This window comes from Planococcus sp. CPCC 101016 (assembly GCF_007859295.1).
Taxonomy (GTDB): domain Bacteria; phylum Bacillota; class Bacilli; order Bacillales_A; family Planococcaceae; genus Planococcus.
In genome coordinates, this window is record NZ_VOHB01000002.1 from 1,340,655 (window position 1) to 1,358,393 (window position 17,739).

The 17,739-nt window shown below is 42.6% G+C and carries 19 protein-coding genes; 12 read left to right on the top strand and 7 right to left on the bottom strand.

Features of this window, described 5'->3' with window-relative positions:
* Positions 1-7 precede the first annotated feature (7 nt).
* Positions 8-649: a YktB family protein gene (locus FQV26_RS06150; RefSeq protein WP_146556480.1), complete on the bottom strand. Its 642-nt coding sequence runs from the start codon at positions 647-649 to the stop codon at positions 8-10.
* Positions 650-820: 171 nt separating this feature from the next.
* Here FQV26_RS06150 and FQV26_RS06155 point away from each other — a divergent pair, with 171 nt between their 5' ends.
* On the top strand, positions 821-1,015 hold the full coding sequence (locus tag FQV26_RS06155; RefSeq protein ID WP_146556481.1) for a hypothetical protein: 195 nt from the start codon (positions 821-823) through the stop codon (positions 1,013-1,015).
* Between the two features lie 86 nt (positions 1,016-1,101).
* Positions 1,102-1,893, top strand: a complete 792-nt coding sequence (locus tag FQV26_RS06160) for an inositol monophosphatase family protein (RefSeq protein WP_146556482.1) — start codon at positions 1,102-1,104, stop codon at positions 1,891-1,893.
* A gap of 34 nt (positions 1,894-1,927) precedes the next feature.
* On the opposite strand, the gene FQV26_RS06165 is transcribed toward FQV26_RS06160, so the two are convergent.
* Positions 1,928-2,125 carry a YlaF family protein gene (locus FQV26_RS06165; protein WP_397430565.1) on the bottom strand — a complete coding sequence of 66 codons (198 nt, stop codon included), beginning with the start codon at positions 2,123-2,125 and terminating at the stop codon, positions 1,928-1,930.
* A gap of 111 nt (positions 2,126-2,236) precedes the next feature.
* Between FQV26_RS06165 and typA the strand changes: the two genes are divergently transcribed.
* Positions 2,237-4,084 carry a translational GTPase TypA gene (typA, locus tag FQV26_RS06170; protein WP_146556483.1) on the top strand — a complete coding sequence of 616 codons (1,848 nt, stop codon included), beginning with the start codon at positions 2,237-2,239 and terminating at the stop codon, positions 4,082-4,084.
* A gap of 24 nt (positions 4,085-4,108) precedes the next feature.
* Positions 4,109-4,438: a YlaH-like family protein gene (locus FQV26_RS06175; protein WP_146556484.1), complete on the top strand. Its 330-nt coding sequence runs from the start codon at positions 4,109-4,111 to the stop codon at positions 4,436-4,438.
* Here FQV26_RS06175 and FQV26_RS06180 read toward each other — a convergent pair.
* The 3 genes from FQV26_RS06180 to FQV26_RS06190 are packed head-to-tail and all read right to left on the bottom strand — an operon-like array spanning position 4,432 to position 5,603.
* Positions 4,432-4,881, bottom strand: coding sequence for a hypothetical protein (locus tag FQV26_RS06180; RefSeq protein WP_146556485.1), 450 nt, complete (start codon positions 4,879-4,881; stop codon positions 4,432-4,434). The genes FQV26_RS06175 and FQV26_RS06180 overlap by 7 nt on opposite strands.
* A complete protein-coding gene (locus tag FQV26_RS06185) occupies positions 4,881-5,084 on the bottom strand; it encodes a YlaI family protein (RefSeq protein ID WP_146556486.1) in 204 nt (67 codons plus the stop codon). Before FQV26_RS06185 ends, FQV26_RS06180 begins: the two co-directional genes overlap by 1 nt.
* Positions 5,085-5,096: 12 nt before the next feature.
* Positions 5,097-5,603 carry a peptidyl-prolyl cis-trans isomerase gene (locus FQV26_RS06190; protein WP_146556487.1) on the bottom strand — a complete coding sequence of 169 codons (507 nt, stop codon included), beginning with the start codon at positions 5,601-5,603 and terminating at the stop codon, positions 5,097-5,099.
* Between the two features lie 168 nt (positions 5,604-5,771).
* Here FQV26_RS06190 and FQV26_RS06195 point away from each other — a divergent pair, with 168 nt between their 5' ends.
* Positions 5,772-6,053 carry an Fpa/YlaN family protein gene (locus FQV26_RS06195; RefSeq protein ID WP_058384833.1) on the top strand — a complete coding sequence of 94 codons (282 nt, stop codon included), beginning with the start codon at positions 5,772-5,774 and terminating at the stop codon, positions 6,051-6,053.
* 228 nt (positions 6,054-6,281) lie between these two features.
* On the opposite strand, the gene FQV26_RS18720 is transcribed toward FQV26_RS06195, so the two are convergent.
* On the bottom strand, positions 6,282-6,449 hold the full coding sequence (locus FQV26_RS18720) for a hypothetical protein (RefSeq protein ID WP_186759643.1): 168 nt from the start codon (positions 6,447-6,449) through the stop codon (positions 6,282-6,284).
* Between the two features lie 113 nt (positions 6,450-6,562).
* Here FQV26_RS18720 and FQV26_RS06200 point away from each other — a divergent pair, with 113 nt between their 5' ends.
* Both FQV26_RS06200 and pyc read left to right on the top strand, forming a co-directional pair.
* Complete coding sequence (locus FQV26_RS06200; RefSeq protein WP_146556488.1) at positions 6,563-7,729, top strand: FtsW/RodA/SpoVE family cell cycle protein; 1,167 nt, start codon at positions 6,563-6,565, stop codon at positions 7,727-7,729.
* A gap of 15 nt (positions 7,730-7,744) precedes the next feature.
* Positions 7,745-11,185, top strand: a complete 3,441-nt coding sequence (gene pyc, locus FQV26_RS06205) for a pyruvate carboxylase (protein WP_146556489.1) — start codon at positions 7,745-7,747, stop codon at positions 11,183-11,185.
* 36 nt (positions 11,186-11,221) lie between these two features.
* Here pyc and FQV26_RS06210 read toward each other — a convergent pair whose 3' ends face one another.
* On the bottom strand, positions 11,222-12,139 hold the full coding sequence (locus FQV26_RS06210; RefSeq protein ID WP_315898434.1) for a COX15/CtaA family protein: 918 nt from the start codon (positions 12,137-12,139) through the stop codon (positions 11,222-11,224).
* Positions 12,140-12,485: 346 nt separating this feature from the next.
* Between FQV26_RS06210 and cyoE the strand changes: the two genes are divergently transcribed.
* The 5 genes from cyoE to ctaF are packed head-to-tail and all read left to right on the top strand — an operon-like array spanning position 12,486 to position 17,412.
* The gene (cyoE, locus tag FQV26_RS06215) at positions 12,486-13,403 is read left to right on the top strand and encodes a heme o synthase (RefSeq protein ID WP_146556491.1); all 918 of its coding nucleotides are present in this window, start codon (positions 12,486-12,488) and stop codon (positions 13,401-13,403) included.
* 51 nt (positions 13,404-13,454) lie between these two features.
* Positions 13,455-14,549: a cytochrome c oxidase subunit II gene (coxB, locus tag FQV26_RS06220; RefSeq protein ID WP_146556492.1), complete on the top strand. Its 1,095-nt coding sequence runs from the start codon at positions 13,455-13,457 to the stop codon at positions 14,547-14,549.
* A 31-nt stretch (positions 14,550-14,580) separates the two neighbouring features.
* A complete protein-coding gene (locus tag FQV26_RS06225) occupies positions 14,581-16,464 on the top strand; it encodes a cytochrome c oxidase subunit I (protein ID WP_146556493.1) in 1,884 nt (627 codons plus the stop codon).
* Positions 16,454-17,080: a cytochrome (ubi)quinol oxidase subunit III gene (locus FQV26_RS06230; RefSeq protein WP_146556494.1), complete on the top strand. Its 627-nt coding sequence runs from the start codon at positions 16,454-16,456 to the stop codon at positions 17,078-17,080. The genes FQV26_RS06225 and FQV26_RS06230 overlap by 11 nt, the downstream gene beginning before the upstream one ends.
* Entirely contained in the window at positions 17,080-17,412 is a 333-nt protein-coding gene (gene ctaF / locus FQV26_RS06235; RefSeq protein ID WP_146556495.1) for a cytochrome c oxidase subunit IVB, read from the top strand. The genes FQV26_RS06230 and ctaF overlap by 1 nt, the downstream gene beginning before the upstream one ends.
* Positions 17,413-17,739 lie beyond the last annotated feature (327 nt).

Genomic DNA, 17,739 nt, shown 5'->3' on the forward strand with positions numbered 1-17,739 from the left:
GCAGCCTTTAGCGGCTGACAGGTTCTTTTATCGGTTGAAGCAAAGTATGGTAAACAGGCAGCAAAGCAGAAAACGTTTCTTCTGCAAATTGCAGAAACTGTTCCTTATTTAAACGGGAGGCCTGTTCTTTCTTTAAATGGCGGCCGATAACGAATTCACCTTTTTTCACATCACGCAAGCGGATCAGTAATTTCTCTAGACCTTCCTCACCCAATTCAATCAAGGCGTCGGACTGAGGTTTCATATGATCTCCCGAAGCGACAAAATCGTCCGGTAATTGGCTGAGTACATCAGACTGCAGCAGATTATTAGCCATTGCAGTTTTATTCGGTGCTTCGTAAATTACCGCCAATATGACAAAAACATGGCTTTCCCACATGCCGATTTGAAAATGGGGAACAGCTTTGTATCCTCTTTTATAAGGAGCAAAAGCCACCCAACTGTCATTTGGTGGATTCACGGTTCTTCGCATATGCTTGGCGACATGCGGAAAAAACTCATCTCCGGTTTTTCCAGAGAAAAAAGATGAGAATTCAGTGCCCAGTTCCTCGAACTTCGGACGGACATATTCGGTTAATGCAGACATCCTGGCATCAAGGCCAGGAGTGTTGAAAACTTCGAAATCTTGCTCACTCCAATAAGGCGTCAAATAAATATCCTCCTTTAATTTAGGTATACAGGTTTCATTTTAACGAAGTTTGGGAAAAAAGAATATAAATACGATTTTGCCAATGGATTTCATTTGAATAAAGTGGTATTATAATAATTGTAACACGATTAGTCAGAATTTTCGGAGTATGATGAGAAAGGGGTGCTCATTATGAAACAGATGATTCAGATAATCCGCAAAGCGGATGTAGAGAAGGAATACGTACATGTATTAAAATTAGAACTAGATTATGAACTCGCTTCATTGTATGATGCCATGCAACAGAAAGACGATCATCAAATATCTAAAAGCAAGCAGCGGCTTCAAGAGATACACGTAGAACTGGAGGCCCTTCATGCGCTCTAATCCTTCTATACATTAAAGGCATCTGCTGAAGTAAGACAGCAGATGCCTTTTTCGTTATACTGAAACAAATGAGGAGGGATACCTATATGGATTTACACGCTATGGATCTGTACATAAAATCGTTGATTAAAGAAGCGGGGCATCGAATCCGCAATTCTTTTTTAACGGATATCACCATCGAATCAAAATCGAATGCCAATGATTTGGTCACAAACATTGATAAGGAAATTGAGCAATTCTTTATTGCTCGAATCCGCAAAGATTTTCCGGAGCATCGAATTTTCGGAGAAGAAGGATTTGGGGATGACATCCAAAGTTCAGAAGGTGTTATTTGGATGCTAGATCCGATTGACGGTACCATGAATTTCGTTCACCAAAAACGCAATTTTGCCATTTCACTCGGTGTGTTTCAAGATGGTGTGGGTCAGCTGGGCTATATTTACGATGTCGTGAATGATGATCTATACCACGGCGTCAAAGACAACGGAGCCTATTATAATGATGAGCAGTTAAAGCCGTTGATGGAAACAGCAATTTCGGAATCAATCGTTGCGATGAATGCAACATGGGCAGTTCCGAATCGTTACCTGGATCACGAAGGAACTATTCAGTTGATTCGTGATGTCCGAGGAATGCGCTCTTACGGTTCAGCAGCTCTCGAGCTTGCCTACTTGGCAAGCGGACGTGTCGATGCCTATATCTCCATGAGACTCTCGCCCTGGGATATTGCCGGCGGAATGGTCATAGCACAGGAAGTAGGAGCGGTGACAACGAATTTTAAAGGCGAACCTGCTAATCTATTGGAGCAGGATACTTTTATAGCAGCCAATCCCGCCATCCACCAGGAACTTTTAGAAAAATATATACGGTTCAAGTAAAAAAAGATGCGGAATTCCGCATCTTTTTTTATAATTATAATAATCCGGCTTCCCGCATCTCTTTTTTCTTCTTGAACCCCATGCCCATGATGAGACACAATGCCAAAATCGCCGCTAAAATGCCCGGTACACTACGCAGGCCAACAGCCAAGCCGATTCCGACCATCGCTAATATTGCTGCCAGGGAATACAGTACAAAAATCCATTTGGTGTTTTTTATCATGCTTATCAATCGAATTTCCTCCTGTAGCTTACTGCCTGAAATAAAATCTTAGGGTTTTACACCTATATGTGCTATACTAGCACAGTTATAGACATGAAAAAAGAATATTGGAGTGAAAACATGACTAACTTACGTAACGACTTAAGAAACATTGCAATTATTGCCCACGTTGACCATGGCAAAACGACTTTAGTGGATCAACTTCTACAACAATCCGGAACTTTCCGTTCAAATGAACACGTTGATGAACGTGCCATGGACTCGAATGATATTGAAAGAGAACGCGGAATCACAATTCTCGCGAAAAATACTGCAATCCAGTACAAAGACGCAAAAATTAACATTTTGGATACTCCTGGACACGCAGATTTCGGCGGAGAAGTGGAACGTATCATGAAAATGGTTGATGGTGTTCTTTTAGTAGTTGATGCTTATGAAGGCTGTATGCCACAAACACGTTTTGTTTTGAAAAAAGCTCTTGAGCAAAACTTGAAACCAATCGTTGTTGTTAACAAAATTGACCGTGACTTCGCACGTCCTGAAGAAGTGGTTGACGAAGTCATCGAATTGTTCATCGAGCTGGAAGCAAATGACGACCAATTGGAATTCCCAGTTATCTTTGCCTCAGGTATGAATGGAACAGCCAGCCTTTCAGCTGATCCTGCTGATCAGGAAGAAAACATGCAGGTCATTTATGATGCGATCATGGACCACGTACCAGCACCAATCGATAACAGAGATGAGCCACTTCAGTTCCAGGTTGCTCTACTTGACTACAATGACTATGTTGGACGTATTGGTATCGGCCGCGTATTCCGCGGGACGATCGAAGTTGGACAATCTGTAGCATTGATGAAACTTGACGGAACTGTGAAAAATTTCCGAGTAACTAAAATTCATGGTTTCATGGGACTTAAACGCATTGAAATCCAAAAAGCTGAAGCTGGCGATTTGATTGCTGTCTCAGGTATGGAAGATATCAATGTAGGGGAAACCGTATGTCCTGCAAATCATCAAGAAGCATTGCCGATCCTGCGCATCGATGAGCCAACCTTGCAAATGACTTTCCTTGTCAACAACAGCCCATTTGCTGGTAAAGAAGGTAAGTGGATCACGTCAAGAAAAATTCAGGAACGCCTGGATGCTCAATTGGAAACAGACGTTTCCTTGCGTGTAGATCCAACAGATTCGCCTGATGCTTGGGTTGTTTCTGGACGCGGAGAGCTACATTTGTCGATTTTGATCGAAAACATGCGCCGTGAAGGATTTGAAATTCAAGTTTCAAAACCTGAAGTTATTGTACGTATGGTTGACGGAGTTCGCTGTGAACCAGTAGAACGCGTTCAAGTAGATGTACCAGAAGAATATACAGGAAACATCATCGAATCATTGGGTGAGCGTAAAGGCGAAATGCTGGATATGATCAATAACGGAAGCGGACAAGTCCGTATGGTATTTAATGTACCGGCTCGTGGATTGATCGGTTACACAACTGAATTCCTGACACAGACTCGTGGGTACGGAATCATTAACCATACATTCGACAGCTACCAGCCAGTTGCTTCTGGCCGTGTTGGCGGACGTCGCCAAGGTGTATTGGTTTCTATGGAGCGCGGAAAAGTTTCGACTTACGGCTTAATGGGGATTGAAGACCGTGGAACTTCATTTGTTGAAGTCGGTGCTGAAATCTATGAAGGAATGATCGTCGGTGAACATAACCGCGATAGCGATCTGACCGTAAACATCGTAAAAATCAAAGCTGCAACAAACATCCGTTCAGCTAACAAAGATCAGACAACGACAATGAAAAAAGCACGTTTGATGAGTCTTGAAGAAGCGCTTGAGTACTTGAATGATGATGAGTATTGCGAAATCACACCACAAACGATTCGTTTGCGTAAAAAAATTCTTGATAAAAATGAACGTGAACGTATGGCTAAGAAAAAGAAAGTTGCCATCGAAGAATAAGTGAATAGGAAGGATGTATAGCCCGTGGACGATCAAGCTTTTGTCTATGACAATATGTATCCGGTAGCCCGAATTCTATACCAGAGTCTGCCGAGTTTTGAAGCGGCAGGATACGCATTATTTGCGGTTATTTTCCTGCTCTCGGCATTCGTTTATAAATTAGGGTTTGCTAAAAAGTTATCACTTGGAAAAAATGCAATGATTGGCCTGTTTCTGGCAGTCGGCGGTTTAGGGCTTACGTTTCTTGCCTTCTTCCTGCCGATTGTAGAAGGGCTTGTTATTGCGGCGCTCATACTGATTCTTTATAAAATCCGCCTATGGCGCGAAAAACGCGAAAACGCTGTATCTCATTGAGATACAGCGTTTTTGCGTTCAAAGGTTTTGTATAGAATCGGTAACAGCAAAGAATAAGTGAGATGGGCGAAAACCCAATAAAGAAAGGCTCCCCAATCAGTAACAGCTGGAACATTGGCTTCAACTGCTAACCAAGACAATAGGAAAAAGAGAAATGGGAAAGGCACTGAAAGCAACAAGCTGATGATTACCAATTGGCCAAATGAGTAATTGCGCCGTTTCGATATATATACAAATACCACTCCAATAATCAACGAGATGCTCATGTGAAAAATGAATTCTGTGACCTCGGACCACTGCACATTTCCGATTATCGGAATAAAATCAACATTCAATAGTAGGGTATATACTTGTTCGCCAGTGACGGATTGAATCCACTTTAGTAAAAGCCCTAAAATCAATCCACTCCAGAAGCCGATCCAGATGCCTTTTAAGAGCTTCATCAGAAGTCATCCTCAATGCTGCGGGAACTGCGGTAAAAGCGGAAAGAACCGGTTGCTAAGCGTTCTTTGGTCCTTTCTGTGATTCGGTCATGGCATTCATTGCACATATGGGTGTGGATAGGTCTATTGCGCAGGCGTTTGGCCTGCAGTGTGTCATCCACTAATTCCTCAATCTTATCGCAGATTACGCATTGTACACGCATGGTGAATCACTCCTATTCAAATCGGATGGCTTGGATATCAGTAATCGGATTTTCCTGGTTGGAACCATCCGGAAGAAGAACGTGTACAGGACCGTCTTCTTTAAGGGGTTGGCCTTTTTCGCTGAATTTGAAGATTAATTGTTCAGCGTGTTCAATCGGAAACTCGAATTCGCCGTGTAAGGTTTCAAAAACTACACGTTTTGTGTGTTCATAAGGTTCTGCATTCCATAGAAATGGCTTAAACACGATGCCGAATGTTCCTGTAAGCATTTCTTTTTTTTCTTTGCTCTTATAGGTTTTTTCTGAATTCAAGGTCGGCGGAACTGTATTGCCTTCCATGATTTCACGGGACCAATGTTCACCCATCCCGCGCTTGTATTCTTCAAGTTCGTCTTTTTCGATTCGCTCTTCCTGAAAATACGTTTCCAAATTCAATTTACGATCATCAAAAATCCATACTGTTGGATCTAATATCAGTTTAAATTTCACTTCACCTTTAAAAGGTACGATAAATTCCATGGGTAAACCCTCCATTTAAATAATCACTCTCTTAACAGTATACCTTTTTGTGTCAAGTTGCTAAAGGGATTCATCTCTTTCGTCATAGAGGCTTGCATTTTCCCTCCTTAAAAGATACACTTTAAACAGGAAAATAGAGAAGAAAACTCATAAAATGGGGGAGTCCTCATGGAACATACAGAAGAACAAACATACCATCTAAAGGCTTTAGAACTCCTCAAAGCTGATGCAGAAAAAATCGAGCAATTGATCAAGGTGCAAATGGATCATCTGACGTTGCCATCTTGTCCTTTATATGAAGAGGTGCTTGACACCCAAATGTTCGGTCTTTCACGCGAAATCGACTTTGCGGTTAAGCTGGGACTCATCGAACGTGAGGCTGGAAAAAATTTAATGGATACGCTGGAAAAGAAACTTTCTATTCTACATGAAGCGTATACAAATAAATGATCTAAAACTCAAACGAATTTTGTTTGAGTTTTTTTTACAATGTAATAAGTAAAGAGTTTTATTGTCTATATTCCAGTGCTCAGATTCGAGGATCATAAGCCATTCTGGCTGTGAGGCTGGGAACATGCGACTTCGCCAGTACGTCTTATGCCCGTCGAGGGTTAGCAGGATGAGGATCAGCTAACCGCTGCAGGAGGAAGTCGCGTTTTAGGTTAGCTTCTGCTTTCCTTATTGTCCAGCTCCAGCAGCCAGCCCTTCGAGTCGCTTCAGTTTTTCCAGCAATGGCTGAAGAACGCCATTGCCGTTAAAACTTCCAGCGCTTGTCGGGGCTACAAGGCTGCTTCTGCTTTTCTTCTTATCCAGCTCCAGCGCCCAGATTCGAGGGTCATAAGCCACTCTGGCTGTGCGGCTGAAGAAACGCCGCTTCGACAGTGCGTCTTATGCCCGTCAAATCTAACAGGGCGCTTTCGCTTTTATTAACAATCCATCAAACAAAACGAGGTATGAAAATGAAATCTTACATCAAGAAATACGCAAAGTTTTTCGACTATCCTTTATTCTTTACTTATTTGGCCTTAACGATATTCGGCTTGATCATGATTTACAGTTCAAGCATGGCTTGGTCGGTCAATTATTATGGCTCTGAGCCCAACCGCTTTTACATACAGCAATTAATAAACTTAGCAATTGCGTTCCCTATGTTTGCTATTGGAGCTGTGTTTCCGTATAAGCATTTTAAAAAACGCTGGATGATGGTTACAATTCTAGCGGTAGTCTTTTCCGGACTGATCGCTGTTCACTTTGTCGGTTTTGCAGCCGGTGGTGCAAGAAGCTGGATCAGCGTCGGTTTTGCCAACATCCAGCCTTCTGAAGTGGCGAAAGTCGGCATGATTCTCTATTTGGCCGGTGTTTTTTCAAATAAATACAATAACGGCACAATCAATAAATTAAATGAATCCATTATACCGCCAGTGATAATTTTGACGCTGGTATTGTTTTCGGTATTCCTTGAACCGGATCTAGGGTCGATGCTGATCATTGGCGCAGTCGGATTATCTGTCATGTCCGCAAGCGGGGTCCGTCTAAAACCATTTATCCGGCTTGCAACTGTCTTTGTAGCAGCGGCTTCGGTCATTATCGTACCTTTTATGATTTTTGCCGGTGATTTAATTTTCACTGAAAAACGTCTCGGCCGTCTGGATGCTTTCTTTAATCCATTTTCAGATGAATTAGGATTCGGTTTTCAAATTGTCAACGGATATCTGGCTATCGGATCCGGGGGCTTAAGTGGGTTAGGGCTTGGACAATCCATTCAAAAATTAGGTTATCTGCCGGAACCCCATACCGATTTCATCATGTCGGTCATCGCTGAGGAGCTCGGTGTACTTGGTGTAGTCTTTGTTTTGGGCGGTTTAGGATTTATTGTGCTTCGGGGACTTTGGATTGCCATGACGACCCATGACCCGTTGGCTAGAATGCTTGCAGCGGGGGTTTCCAGCATGATTGGAATTCAATCTTTTGTGAATTTGGGCGGCTTGACCGGCATTATTCCGTTAACTGGAGTAACACTTCCATTTATAAGCTATGGCGGAACGTCTGTAATTTTGTTATCTTTAGCTATGGGAGTATTAATGAATGTTTCCATGTTCAACAAATACGAAAAAACGAAAAAGTAAAGGGTGTGCTGCGGTGTGAAGGAGATTAACAAAATCTTGGTGGCCAACCGCGGAGAAATCGCTATTCGGGTTTTCCGCGCTTGTACAGAACTGAAAATTCAAACAGTTGCAATTTACTCTCAGGAAGACAGTGGTTCATATCACCGCTATAAAGCGGATGAATCCTATTTAGTGGGGAAAGGCAAAAAACCAATCGATGCATATTTGGATATTGAAGACATCATCCGCATCGCAAAAGATTCAAACGTGGACGCAATTCATCCGGGTTATGGTTTCTTGTCTGAAAACGTCCATTTTGCAAGGCGCTGTGAAGAAGAAGGGATCGTCTTTATCGGCCCGACCTCTCAGCACTTGGATATGTTCGGCGATAAAGTAAAAGCGCGGACGCAAGCAATTAACGCGGGTATTCCCGTAATACCTGGAACAGATGGTCCAGTAGAGTCATTGGAAGAAGTTGAAGAGTTCAGCAGAACAGCAGGGTTTCCGTTAATGATCAAAGCATCTCTTGGCGGCGGAGGACGCGGTATGCGAATCGTCAGATCCCAGGAAGAATTGGCTTCTTCATATGAACGGGCTAAGTCTGAGGCGAAAGCTGCTTTTGGATCAGATGAAATGTATGTCGAAAAATTCGTCGAGAAGCCAAAGCATATTGAAGTCCAGATTCTGGGTGATTCAGACGGAAATGTCATCCATTTATACGAAAGAGATTGTTCGATTCAGCGCCGTCATCAAAAAGTCGTAGAAATCGCTCCTTCCAATTCAATCAGTAATGAATTGCGCAATGAAATTTGTGATGCCGCAGTAAAATTGATGAAAAACATTAACTACATAAATGCCGGCACAGTCGAATTTCTTGTAGCCAATGATGAATTTTACTTTATTGAGGTAAATCCACGCATACAGGTGGAACATACAATTACAGAAATGATTACAGGAATTGATATTGTCCATTCACAGATTCATATTGCCAGAGGGCATATGATACATAGTGAAGAAGTGGGAATTCCACAGCAAAGTGAAATACCCCTATTCGGTTTTGCAATCCAATCCCGTGTAACTACGGAAGATCCTTTGAACGATTTCATGCCGGATGCGGGAAAATTGATGGTTTACCGCTCGGGTGGTGGATTCGGGGTGCGTTTGGATGCAGGTAACGGCTTCCAGGGAGCTGTCATATCACCTTATTATGATTCGCTTTTGGTCAAGGTTTCAACTTGGGCAGTAACGTTCAAAGAAGCAGCTGCTAAAATGGACCGCAACCTCCAGGAATTCCGTATTCGCGGAATCAAAACTAATATTCCTTTCCTTGAAAATGTAGTGAAACATAAGAACTTCATTAAAGGTGAATTTGATACAAGCTTTATCGATACAACTCCAGAATTGTTCATATTCCCAGTTCGGAAAGACCGGGGGACGAAGTTATTGAGCTATATCGGCAATGTAACGGTCAATGGCTTCCCTGGAATTGAAAAGAAAAATAAACCGATTTATGCAGCTCCGCGGAAACCGGAAGTGGATCTTTTATCTCAAGCACCAATCGGTACGAAGCAAATCTTTGATCAGCAGGGTGCCGAAGGGTTAACAAAATGGATTCATGAACAAAAAGACGTGTTATTGACCGATACAACATTCCGCGATGCACACCAATCGCTATTGGCTACCCGCGTCCGTTCACACGACTTATTTGAAATTGCGAAAGAAACAGCACGTTTGCAAAATGATCTATTTTCATTGGAAATGTGGGGAGGCGCAACTTTTGACGTATCCTACAGATTCTTGAAAGAAGATCCATGGGAACGCCTGATCAAACTTCGCAAGGAAATTCCGAATGTATTGTTCCAAATGCTGTTCCGTGGGGCTAATGCTGTTGGATACAAAAATTATCCGGATAATGTCATTCGTGAATTCGTTCGTAAATCCGGCGATGCGGGAATCGACGTATTCCGTATCTTCGATAGCTTGAACTGGATCAAAGGAATGGAAGTAGCGATTGATGAAGTTCGCCAGTCAGGTAAAATCGCAGAAGCAGCGATTTGCTACACTGGAGATATTCTGGACCCGAGCCGTGACAAATATACGGTTCAATATTACAAGGATATGGCAAAAGAATTAGAAGCGGCAGGTGCTCATATTTTGGCCATCAAAGATATGGCTGGCCTCTTGAAGCCTGAAGCAGCGTATCGTTTGGTATCCGAATTAAAAGATACCGTTTCATTGCCAATCCATCTTCATACACATGATACGAGCGGCAATGGCATCTACTTGTATTCAAAAGCTATTGAAGCTGGTGTGGATATCGTCGATACGGCTCTCGGATCGATGGCAGGTCTAACATCGCAGCCTAGCGCCAATTCGCTTTACTATGCGACAAGCGGCACTGGACGCCAAGTCAGAGCGGATGTTAACGGGCTTGAAAAATTGTCCCATTATTGGGAAGATGTCCGCAAATACTATGTCGACTTTGAAAGTGGCATGAACAGTCCTCATTCTGAGGTCTATGTTCACGAAATGCCGGGCGGGCAGTACAGCAATCTTCAGCAACAGTCAAAATCTGTAGGTCTTGGAATGCGTTGGGAAGAAGTTAAAGCCATGTATTCTCGTGTCAATTTATTATTTGGGGATGTAGTAAAAGTTACACCTTCTTCGAAAGTAGTAGGAGACATGGCATTGTTTATGGTCCAAAATGAATTGGATGAAAAAACGGTGATTTCCCGCGGGAAAACAATTGATTTCCCAGAATCAGTCATTGAATTTTTTGAGGGATATATTGGCCAGCCTCATGGCGGTTTTCCGGAAGAACTTCAGAAAGTCATCTTAAAAGAGCGTAAGCCAATTACGGTCCGTCCTGGTGAACTTTTGGAACCGGTAGATTTTGATGAAATTCAAAAGACCTTGTATGATAAACTGGAGCGCCCGGTAACAAGTCATGAGATTCTTGCTTATGCGCTTTACCCGAAAGTGTTCGAGGAATATACAGCCACGAATGTCCAGTTTGGTAATGTGTCTGTTCTCGATACCTTAACCTTCTTATATGGAATGAGATTAGGCGAAGAAATTGAAGTGGAAATCGAAAAAGGCAAAACCTTAATGGTTAAAATGGTATCGATCGGTGAACCGCAAAAAGACGGAACACGCATCATCTACTTTGAGTTGAATGGTCAACCTCGTGAAGTCAGCATTCAAGACATGACCGTGGAAACAGACAGTTCAGCTAAACCGAAAGCAAATCCTACAAATGAAAGCCATATTGCGGCGACCATGCCTGGTACTGTGTTAAAAGTGCTTACAGAAAAAGGGGCAAAAGTAAACCGTGGAGATCATTTGCTGGTAACTGAAGCAATGAAGATGGAAACAACTGTGCAAGCTCCGTTCGATGGAACAATTCAGGATATCCATGTAGTTGCCAACGACGGCATTTCTACAGGCGACCTGTTGATTGAACTGGAGAAAAAATAAGAAAAAGGGCTGGCGCCTTTGCGCCAGCCCTTTTTCTTATGAAGATTTTTTAATTCGGCTGCGAGAAACGAGCAGCACCATGTAACAAAGTAAACCGAATAGCATGGAAATCAGCAATGAATGCAGCAAAGCTACAAACAAGTTCAGTTTTGTCAAGACAACCAGCATGCCGGTTGTCGCTTGAAGCAAGACAATGATGAAAGCGATTGTCCAGCCCCAGTAGATGACGCGCTGATCTTTGTAATGCTTGATGGCATGCCAAGCGATATATCCTAGCCATATAACGATCAACCCGGCTGCAGTACGATGACCCATTTGGACCCATTCGTACATATTGCTCGGCAACGCAAAATTGTCGTTTCGGCATAACGGCCAATCTGAACAAATCAGACTTGACTTCGTATGGCGAACCAGGGCACCGGTGTAAACAACAATATAGGAATACAAGGTAACACCTAAGGTATGGAAGCGTAATTTTTTGCCGATTCGCAACCGGTCGGCATCAAATTTACGATCCACTTCAAAAATCAATAGTGTCAAAAGCAGTATGGAAGCGAACGACAGGAGGGAAATTCCGAAATGAAGAGCTAAGATGAAATCACCTTGTCCCCAAAGAACCTGTGCTGCGCCAATTAATGCCTGCAGTATCAAAAAGAATACGGCCATGATTGCCAAAAACTTGGTTTCTCGTACATGTCCGAATCTTCTCCAAGCCCAAACAGCCAAAACGACAATCAATATGCCGACGACTCCGGTAACAAGCCGGTGGGAAAATTCAATTAAGACTTCAGTTGTAATATTATCTGGAATCAGTTTGCCATTACAATCGGGCCAATTACGGCCGCAACCTAATCCGCTATCGGTCTTAGTGACAAGCGCGCCGCCCAAAAGAATCAATAACATACCTATGGTAGCCGCAACGGCAAACCATTTTATATATCTATTCTGCTGCAAAATACCACCTACTTTTTCTATAGAAAACTTTTCAACGTCCATCTACCTGCATACTCGATAATAGCGAATGTTTCTTGAAAATACAACGAGAAATCAACAATAGTGGAAACTTTCAAGATTTGGACATAATAAATGGAGCTTCACAAACTGTTCAAAAACTATTATTTTTCTATCTTAAAATAGTGTGATCGTTGAGGTATGATAGGAGGTGGATATTTGTGAGACCAATTGCGTGAAAATCATCTCTTTTATCAGGAAATTTCAGTTATATGTAGAAAAAAAGCTGGAATTTAGATATAGTTATGGTTAGCGGAATATGCTTACAACTTTGAAAGGAGGGACTTATATGTCAAACGGCCGGGCAATGTCTGCAGAGACACATGCAGCACCGGAAGCGACGACATTCCTGAAAGACTTTTTGGCACTTATAAAAATTGGAATCGTTAACTCCAATTTGATTACTGTCTTTACAGGATTGTGGCTCGCATTCCAGTTTTCAGACAGACATTTTCTGAACGAGCTGGACATCCTTGTCTATACCATAGTTGGTTCTGCACTGATCATTGCGGGTTCTGCAGCTATGAATAACTATATTGATACGGATATAGACCCCTTGATGGAAAGTAAGAAAGCACGTCCGACAGTGACAGGAAGATTCAAGCCATCGGCTGTATTGGCACTAGCTGTTTCTTTCATCGTTATAGGCGAATTGTTTTTGTTTTCCGCTTCTGTATCAGCTGGTGTATTGGGGATTGCCGGAGTTTTAGCTTATGTCGTCTTATATTCCATGTGGTCAAAAAGACGCCATGTCAGCAATACGATTGTGGGGAGCATCTCTGGTGCAATTCCGCCGCTAATCGGATGGGCTGCCGTGGAACCGGCACTCGGTATGGGTGCTTGGGCATTATTCCTGATTATGTTCATTTGGCAGCCACCGCATTTTTATGCTTTGGCTATGAAACGAACGGAAGAGTATCGGGCAGCAGGTATTCCGATGCTACCGGTAATTAAAGGTTTTCACCGAACCAAAAAATCGATGCTTGCATGGGTTGTAATGCTTTTCCCTCTGCCATTCCTGTTAATGGAACTCGGGACAGGCTTCATCATCTTAGCGACACTTTTGAATATCGGCTGGCTTGTACTCGCCATTCGTGGATTTAAAGTGACTGATGACTTGAAATGGGCGAAGACGATGTTCATTTATTCATTGAACTATATGACCATCCTATTTGTTTCAATGATCATTTTTGCTGTCTTCATCTAATGACCATTTCTAAAGAGAAACTATTTAAATGAGAGAGGGGTATGAAAAGCTATGATGAAAGGAATAAAAAAATGGCGGCTTTTCGCATTGATGACCGCATTATTGGTTTTTCTTGCGGGATGTGGACGCGAAGAAATTTCGACCTTAATACCAGCAGGCGAAGTTGCCCAAGATCAATTTAACTTATTGATTTTATCATCAATCGTTATGCTATTTGTCATTATTGTTGTATCGATTATTTTCGTTTTAGCAATCGTGAAGTTCCGCCGTTCTAAAATGGGGGAAGACATGATTCCCGAACAGGTTGAAGGAAGTGCAAGACTGGAATTTTTATGGACAGCTGTACCGATTGTCCTTCTTTTGATTCTTGCTGTTCCAACTGTGTATTCAACATTCGATTTGGCTGACGTTTCAACGATGGACGTACAGGCAGAGGATGGCACTTCAACTCACTTGACAGTCAATGTAACTGGAAAACTTTACTGGTGGGAATTTGAATACCCTGAACAGGGAATTGTAACTGCACAGGAATTGGTCGTACCGACTGATGAACGCGTTTACTTTAACTTGATTTCAGCAGACATCAAACACTCTTTTTGGATTCCATCCGTTGGCGGTAAATTGGACGTCAACCCTGAAAACGTCAACACTTTCTACTTAACATTCAACCAGGAATCATCGGAACTTGATGACGGTGTATTCTATGGTAAATGTGCTGAACTTTGCGGACCTTCGCACGCTTTGATGGATTTCAAAGTGAAAACAGTGGACCGTGAAGAGTTTGATCAATGGGTTACTGCGATGCAGTCTGAAGAACCGCCTGTTGCTGAAGGCGATCTTGCTCAGCAAGGTGAAGAATTGTTTGGACCTGATGGCTTAGCCTGTATCCAATGCCACGCCATTTCTGGTTCTGGCGGTACAGGAGGAATCGGACCTAACTTGGCAACATTCGGTGACCGCAACCGCGTTGCAGGATACTTAGAACATAACGAAGAGAATCTTAAAAACTGGATTCAAGATCCACAGGAATACAAGCCAGGCAACTTAATGCCTGATGCGTCTTCATTAAACAACGGTGAAGAATTGTCAGAACAAGAACTCGATGCTCTTGCAGCTTATCTAATGGGCTTAACAGTTGAAGAGTAGAAAAAAAGCTTAAAAAAGGGAGGTATACAGTGTGAGTTCTATTGCTCAAAAAAAGGGCTTCGGCGCTACAATTTGGGACTTCATGACGACGGTCGACCATAAGAAGATCGCTATCCTCTATCTCATCTCAGGTGGTTTCTTCTTCCTGGTTGGTGGTATAGAAGCAATGATGATCCGTATCCAGTTGGCGAAAGCAGGAAATGATTTCCTGAGTGCTGGACTATATAACGAAATTATTACAATGCACGGTACTACTATGATTTTCTTGGCGTCAATGCCGATACTACTGGCTTTCATGAACGCTATTATGCCTTTGCAAATCGGGGCGCGTGATGTAGCATTCCCATTCTTGAATTCACTAGGTTTCTGGCTATTCTTCTTTGGTGGTATTTTCTTGAACCTTTCTTGGTTCATGGGAGGCGCGCCGGATGCAGGTTGGACGAACTATGCTTCGTTGGCACTTGCATCAGAAGGGCACGGAATTGACTTCTATACATTGGGATTAACAATTTCCGGTTTTGGTACCTTGATCGCAGGTATTAACTTCCTGGTTACGATCATCAATATGCGTGCACCGGGTATGACTTATATGAGAATGCCATTGTTCACATGGACAACTTTTGTTGCTTCTGCTTTGATCTTATTGGCGTTCCCACCACTTACAGTCGGACTTTTCTTCATGGTTTTTGACCGTTTGTTCGGTGCTAGTTTCTTTGCAGTTGAAATGGGCGGTAACACGATCATTTGGGAGCATTTATTCTGGATTTTCGGCCACCCCGAAGTTTACATTTTGATTTTGCCGGCTTTCGGTATTTTCTCCGAAATCTTTGCAATCTTCTCTCGTAAACGTCTTTTCGGATACACTGCACTTGTTTTCGCAACAATTCTAATTGGTTTCTACGGATTCATGGTATGGGCTCACCATATGTTCACAGTCGGCTTAGGGCCAACAGCTAATGCTGTATTCGCTCTTGCCACAATGATCATTGCTGTCCCAACAGGAATTAAGATCTTCAACTGGTTGTTAACGATTTGGGGAGGAAGCATTTCCTTTACAACTCCAATGATCTATGCTGTAGCTTTCATTCCGTCATTCGTTGCGGGTGGGGTTACAGGTGTAATGCAGGCGATTGCGCCTTTGGATTACCAATTGCACGATTCTTACTTTATCGTAGCTCACTTCCACTACGTTATCGTTGGTGGTGTTGTACTAGCGATCCTTGCAGGTACACATTTATACTGGCCAAAAATGTTCGGAACGATGCTTAGTGAAAAACTTGGAAAATGGACTTTCTGGTTCTTCTTCATCGGATTCCATTTGACTTTCTTTATCCAGCATTTCCTAGGATTAATGGGTATGCCTCGCCGCGTCTACACGTTCGGAGCTGATCAAGGATGGGATCTATTCAATGCCATCAGTTCAGCCGGCGCTATCTTCATGGCGATCGGTGTCATCATTCTTCTAGTCAACGTTGTAATGACTACTATTAAAAATGAGCGCGTTGGCAACGACCCATGGGGCGACGGCCGTACATTAGAATGGGCAATCCCATCTCCACCGCCATTTTATAACTTTGCACAAACTCCATTAGTTCGTGGTCTTGATTCTTTCTGGATCGAAAAAATGGAAGGCAACAAAAAAGGAATGATTTTTGCAGAACCACTCGGAGATATCCATATGCCGAATAATTCCTTTATTCCTTTTGTAATGTCTCTTGGTATGTTCGTTGCATCATTCGGAGCTTTGTACTTCCTGGATGGCGACAAGCCATGGGCATTAGCAGTATTGGTCATCGGTTTATTGATCACATTCGGTTCGATGCTCGTTCGTTCATTGAAAGATGATTTAGGTTTCCACATTACGAAAGCAGAATTACTGAAAGATGCGAAAGGAGGCAACACCGATGGACATTAATCAACGATATACTCCTCAATCTTGGCCGGAACATCCTGAGACGGCAACGATGGAAGGGAAAAATAAGTTTATTGGCTTCTGGTTGCTTCTTGCTGCGGAGACAGTAACATTTGCTTCGCTTTTCGCAACATACCTTGCATTAAAAGATAAAGGGCCAAGCGGCATGGAATTTTCTGCCGCTGGACTTTTTGAACTGCCGCTTGTCTTTGCAATGACAATGATTCTTTTGACATCTTCATTGACTAGTGTCTACGCTATGTATCATATGAAAAATCATAACTTTAAAGCGATGCAGGCTTGGTTAGGAATTACAGTCCTGCTTGGTGCAACTTTCCTTGGCTTGGAGATTTATGAGTTTAACCACTATGTCCACTTAGGATTCGGTTATACGAACAGTGCATTCAGTTCTGCGTTTTATACATTAGTTGGAACGCACGGTGCTCACGTACTTTTTGGACTTAGCTGGTTTATTGCATTGATGCTCCGCAACGCAAAACGTGGATTGAATATGTACAATGCACCTAAATTCTATCTTGCTTCGTTATACTGGCATTTCATTGACGTCGTATGGGTATTCATCTTTACTGTCGTCTATTTGATGGGAGTGATCGGATAATGGCACACGATACACATATTCATGTAAGATCGAAAGCAGAATTCGAATATGCGAAGAAAAAAAGAGCGGATGAGATGCGAGGCCATTTAGCAACTTTTGCAATTATGATCTTTTTGACATTAATTGCTTTTACAATGGTTGCTGCTGGATTTTCAGCTTACCTAATCGTCCCAATCATCCTTTTGTTGGCTGGAATTCAAGTCATTCTTCAACTTTACTATTTCATGCACATGAGCGGTAAAGGACATGGCATGGTCGCGTTCTTCATGTTCTGTGGTATGTTCGTAGCTTTCATCACAGTTCTTGCATTAGTAACAATTGTTTGGTGGTAGGCTTCCTGTAAAACCCCTTACCTTTCGAGGTAAGGGGTTTTATCTTTTCACTATTCCTGAATAAACAAACCTTCTGCCGTTTTGCAGATAGGATTTAGAACGTTCTTCAAATAAGGCGCTTCTGCATTTCGGATTGTCCAGACTTCAGCGCCCAGATTCTAGGGTTTTAAGCCACTCTGACTAAGCGGCTGGAGAAATGCCGCTACGCCAGAGCGTCCTATGCCCGTCGAATCTATACGGGCGCTTCCGCATTTCGGATTGTCTAGACTTCAGCGCCCAGATTCTAGGGTTTTAAGCCACTCTGACTAAGCGGCTGGAGAAATGCCG

Excerpts from the sequence above, each read along its gene's own strand:
- FQV26_RS06160 (WP_146556482.1), top strand. The coding sequence starts at position 1,102 with ATGGATTTACACGCTATGGATCTGTACATAAAATCGTTGATTAAAGAA.
- FQV26_RS06185 (WP_146556486.1), bottom strand. The coding sequence starts at position 5,084 with ATGCGTGTACAATGCGTAATCTGCGATAAGATTGAGGAATTAGTGGAT.
- FQV26_RS06200 (WP_146556488.1), top strand. The coding sequence starts at position 6,563 with ATGAAATCTTACATCAAGAAATACGCAAAGTTTTTCGACTATCCTTTA.
- cyoE (WP_146556491.1), top strand. The coding sequence starts at position 12,486 with ATGTCAAACGGCCGGGCAATGTCTGCAGAGACACATGCAGCACCGGAA.
- coxB (WP_146556492.1), top strand. The coding sequence starts at position 13,455 with ATGATGAAAGGAATAAAAAAATGGCGGCTTTTCGCATTGATGACCGCA.
- FQV26_RS06195 (WP_058384833.1), top strand. The coding sequence starts at position 5,772 with ATGGAACATACAGAAGAACAAACATACCATCTAAAGGCTTTAGAACTC.
- ctaF (WP_146556495.1), top strand. The coding sequence starts at position 17,080 with ATGGCACACGATACACATATTCATGTAAGATCGAAAGCAGAATTCGAA.
- FQV26_RS06155 (WP_146556481.1), top strand. The coding sequence starts at position 821 with ATGAAACAGATGATTCAGATAATCCGCAAAGCGGATGTAGAGAAGGAA.
- typA (WP_146556483.1), top strand. The coding sequence starts at position 2,237 with ATGACTAACTTACGTAACGACTTAAGAAACATTGCAATTATTGCCCAC.
- FQV26_RS06180 (WP_146556485.1), bottom strand. The coding sequence starts at position 4,881 with ATGAAGCTCTTAAAAGGCATCTGGATCGGCTTCTGGAGTGGATTGATT.
- FQV26_RS06230 (WP_146556494.1), top strand. The coding sequence starts at position 16,454 with ATGGACATTAATCAACGATATACTCCTCAATCTTGGCCGGAACATCCT.
- FQV26_RS06190 (WP_146556487.1), bottom strand. The coding sequence starts at position 5,603 with ATGGAATTTATCGTACCTTTTAAAGGTGAAGTGAAATTTAAACTGATA.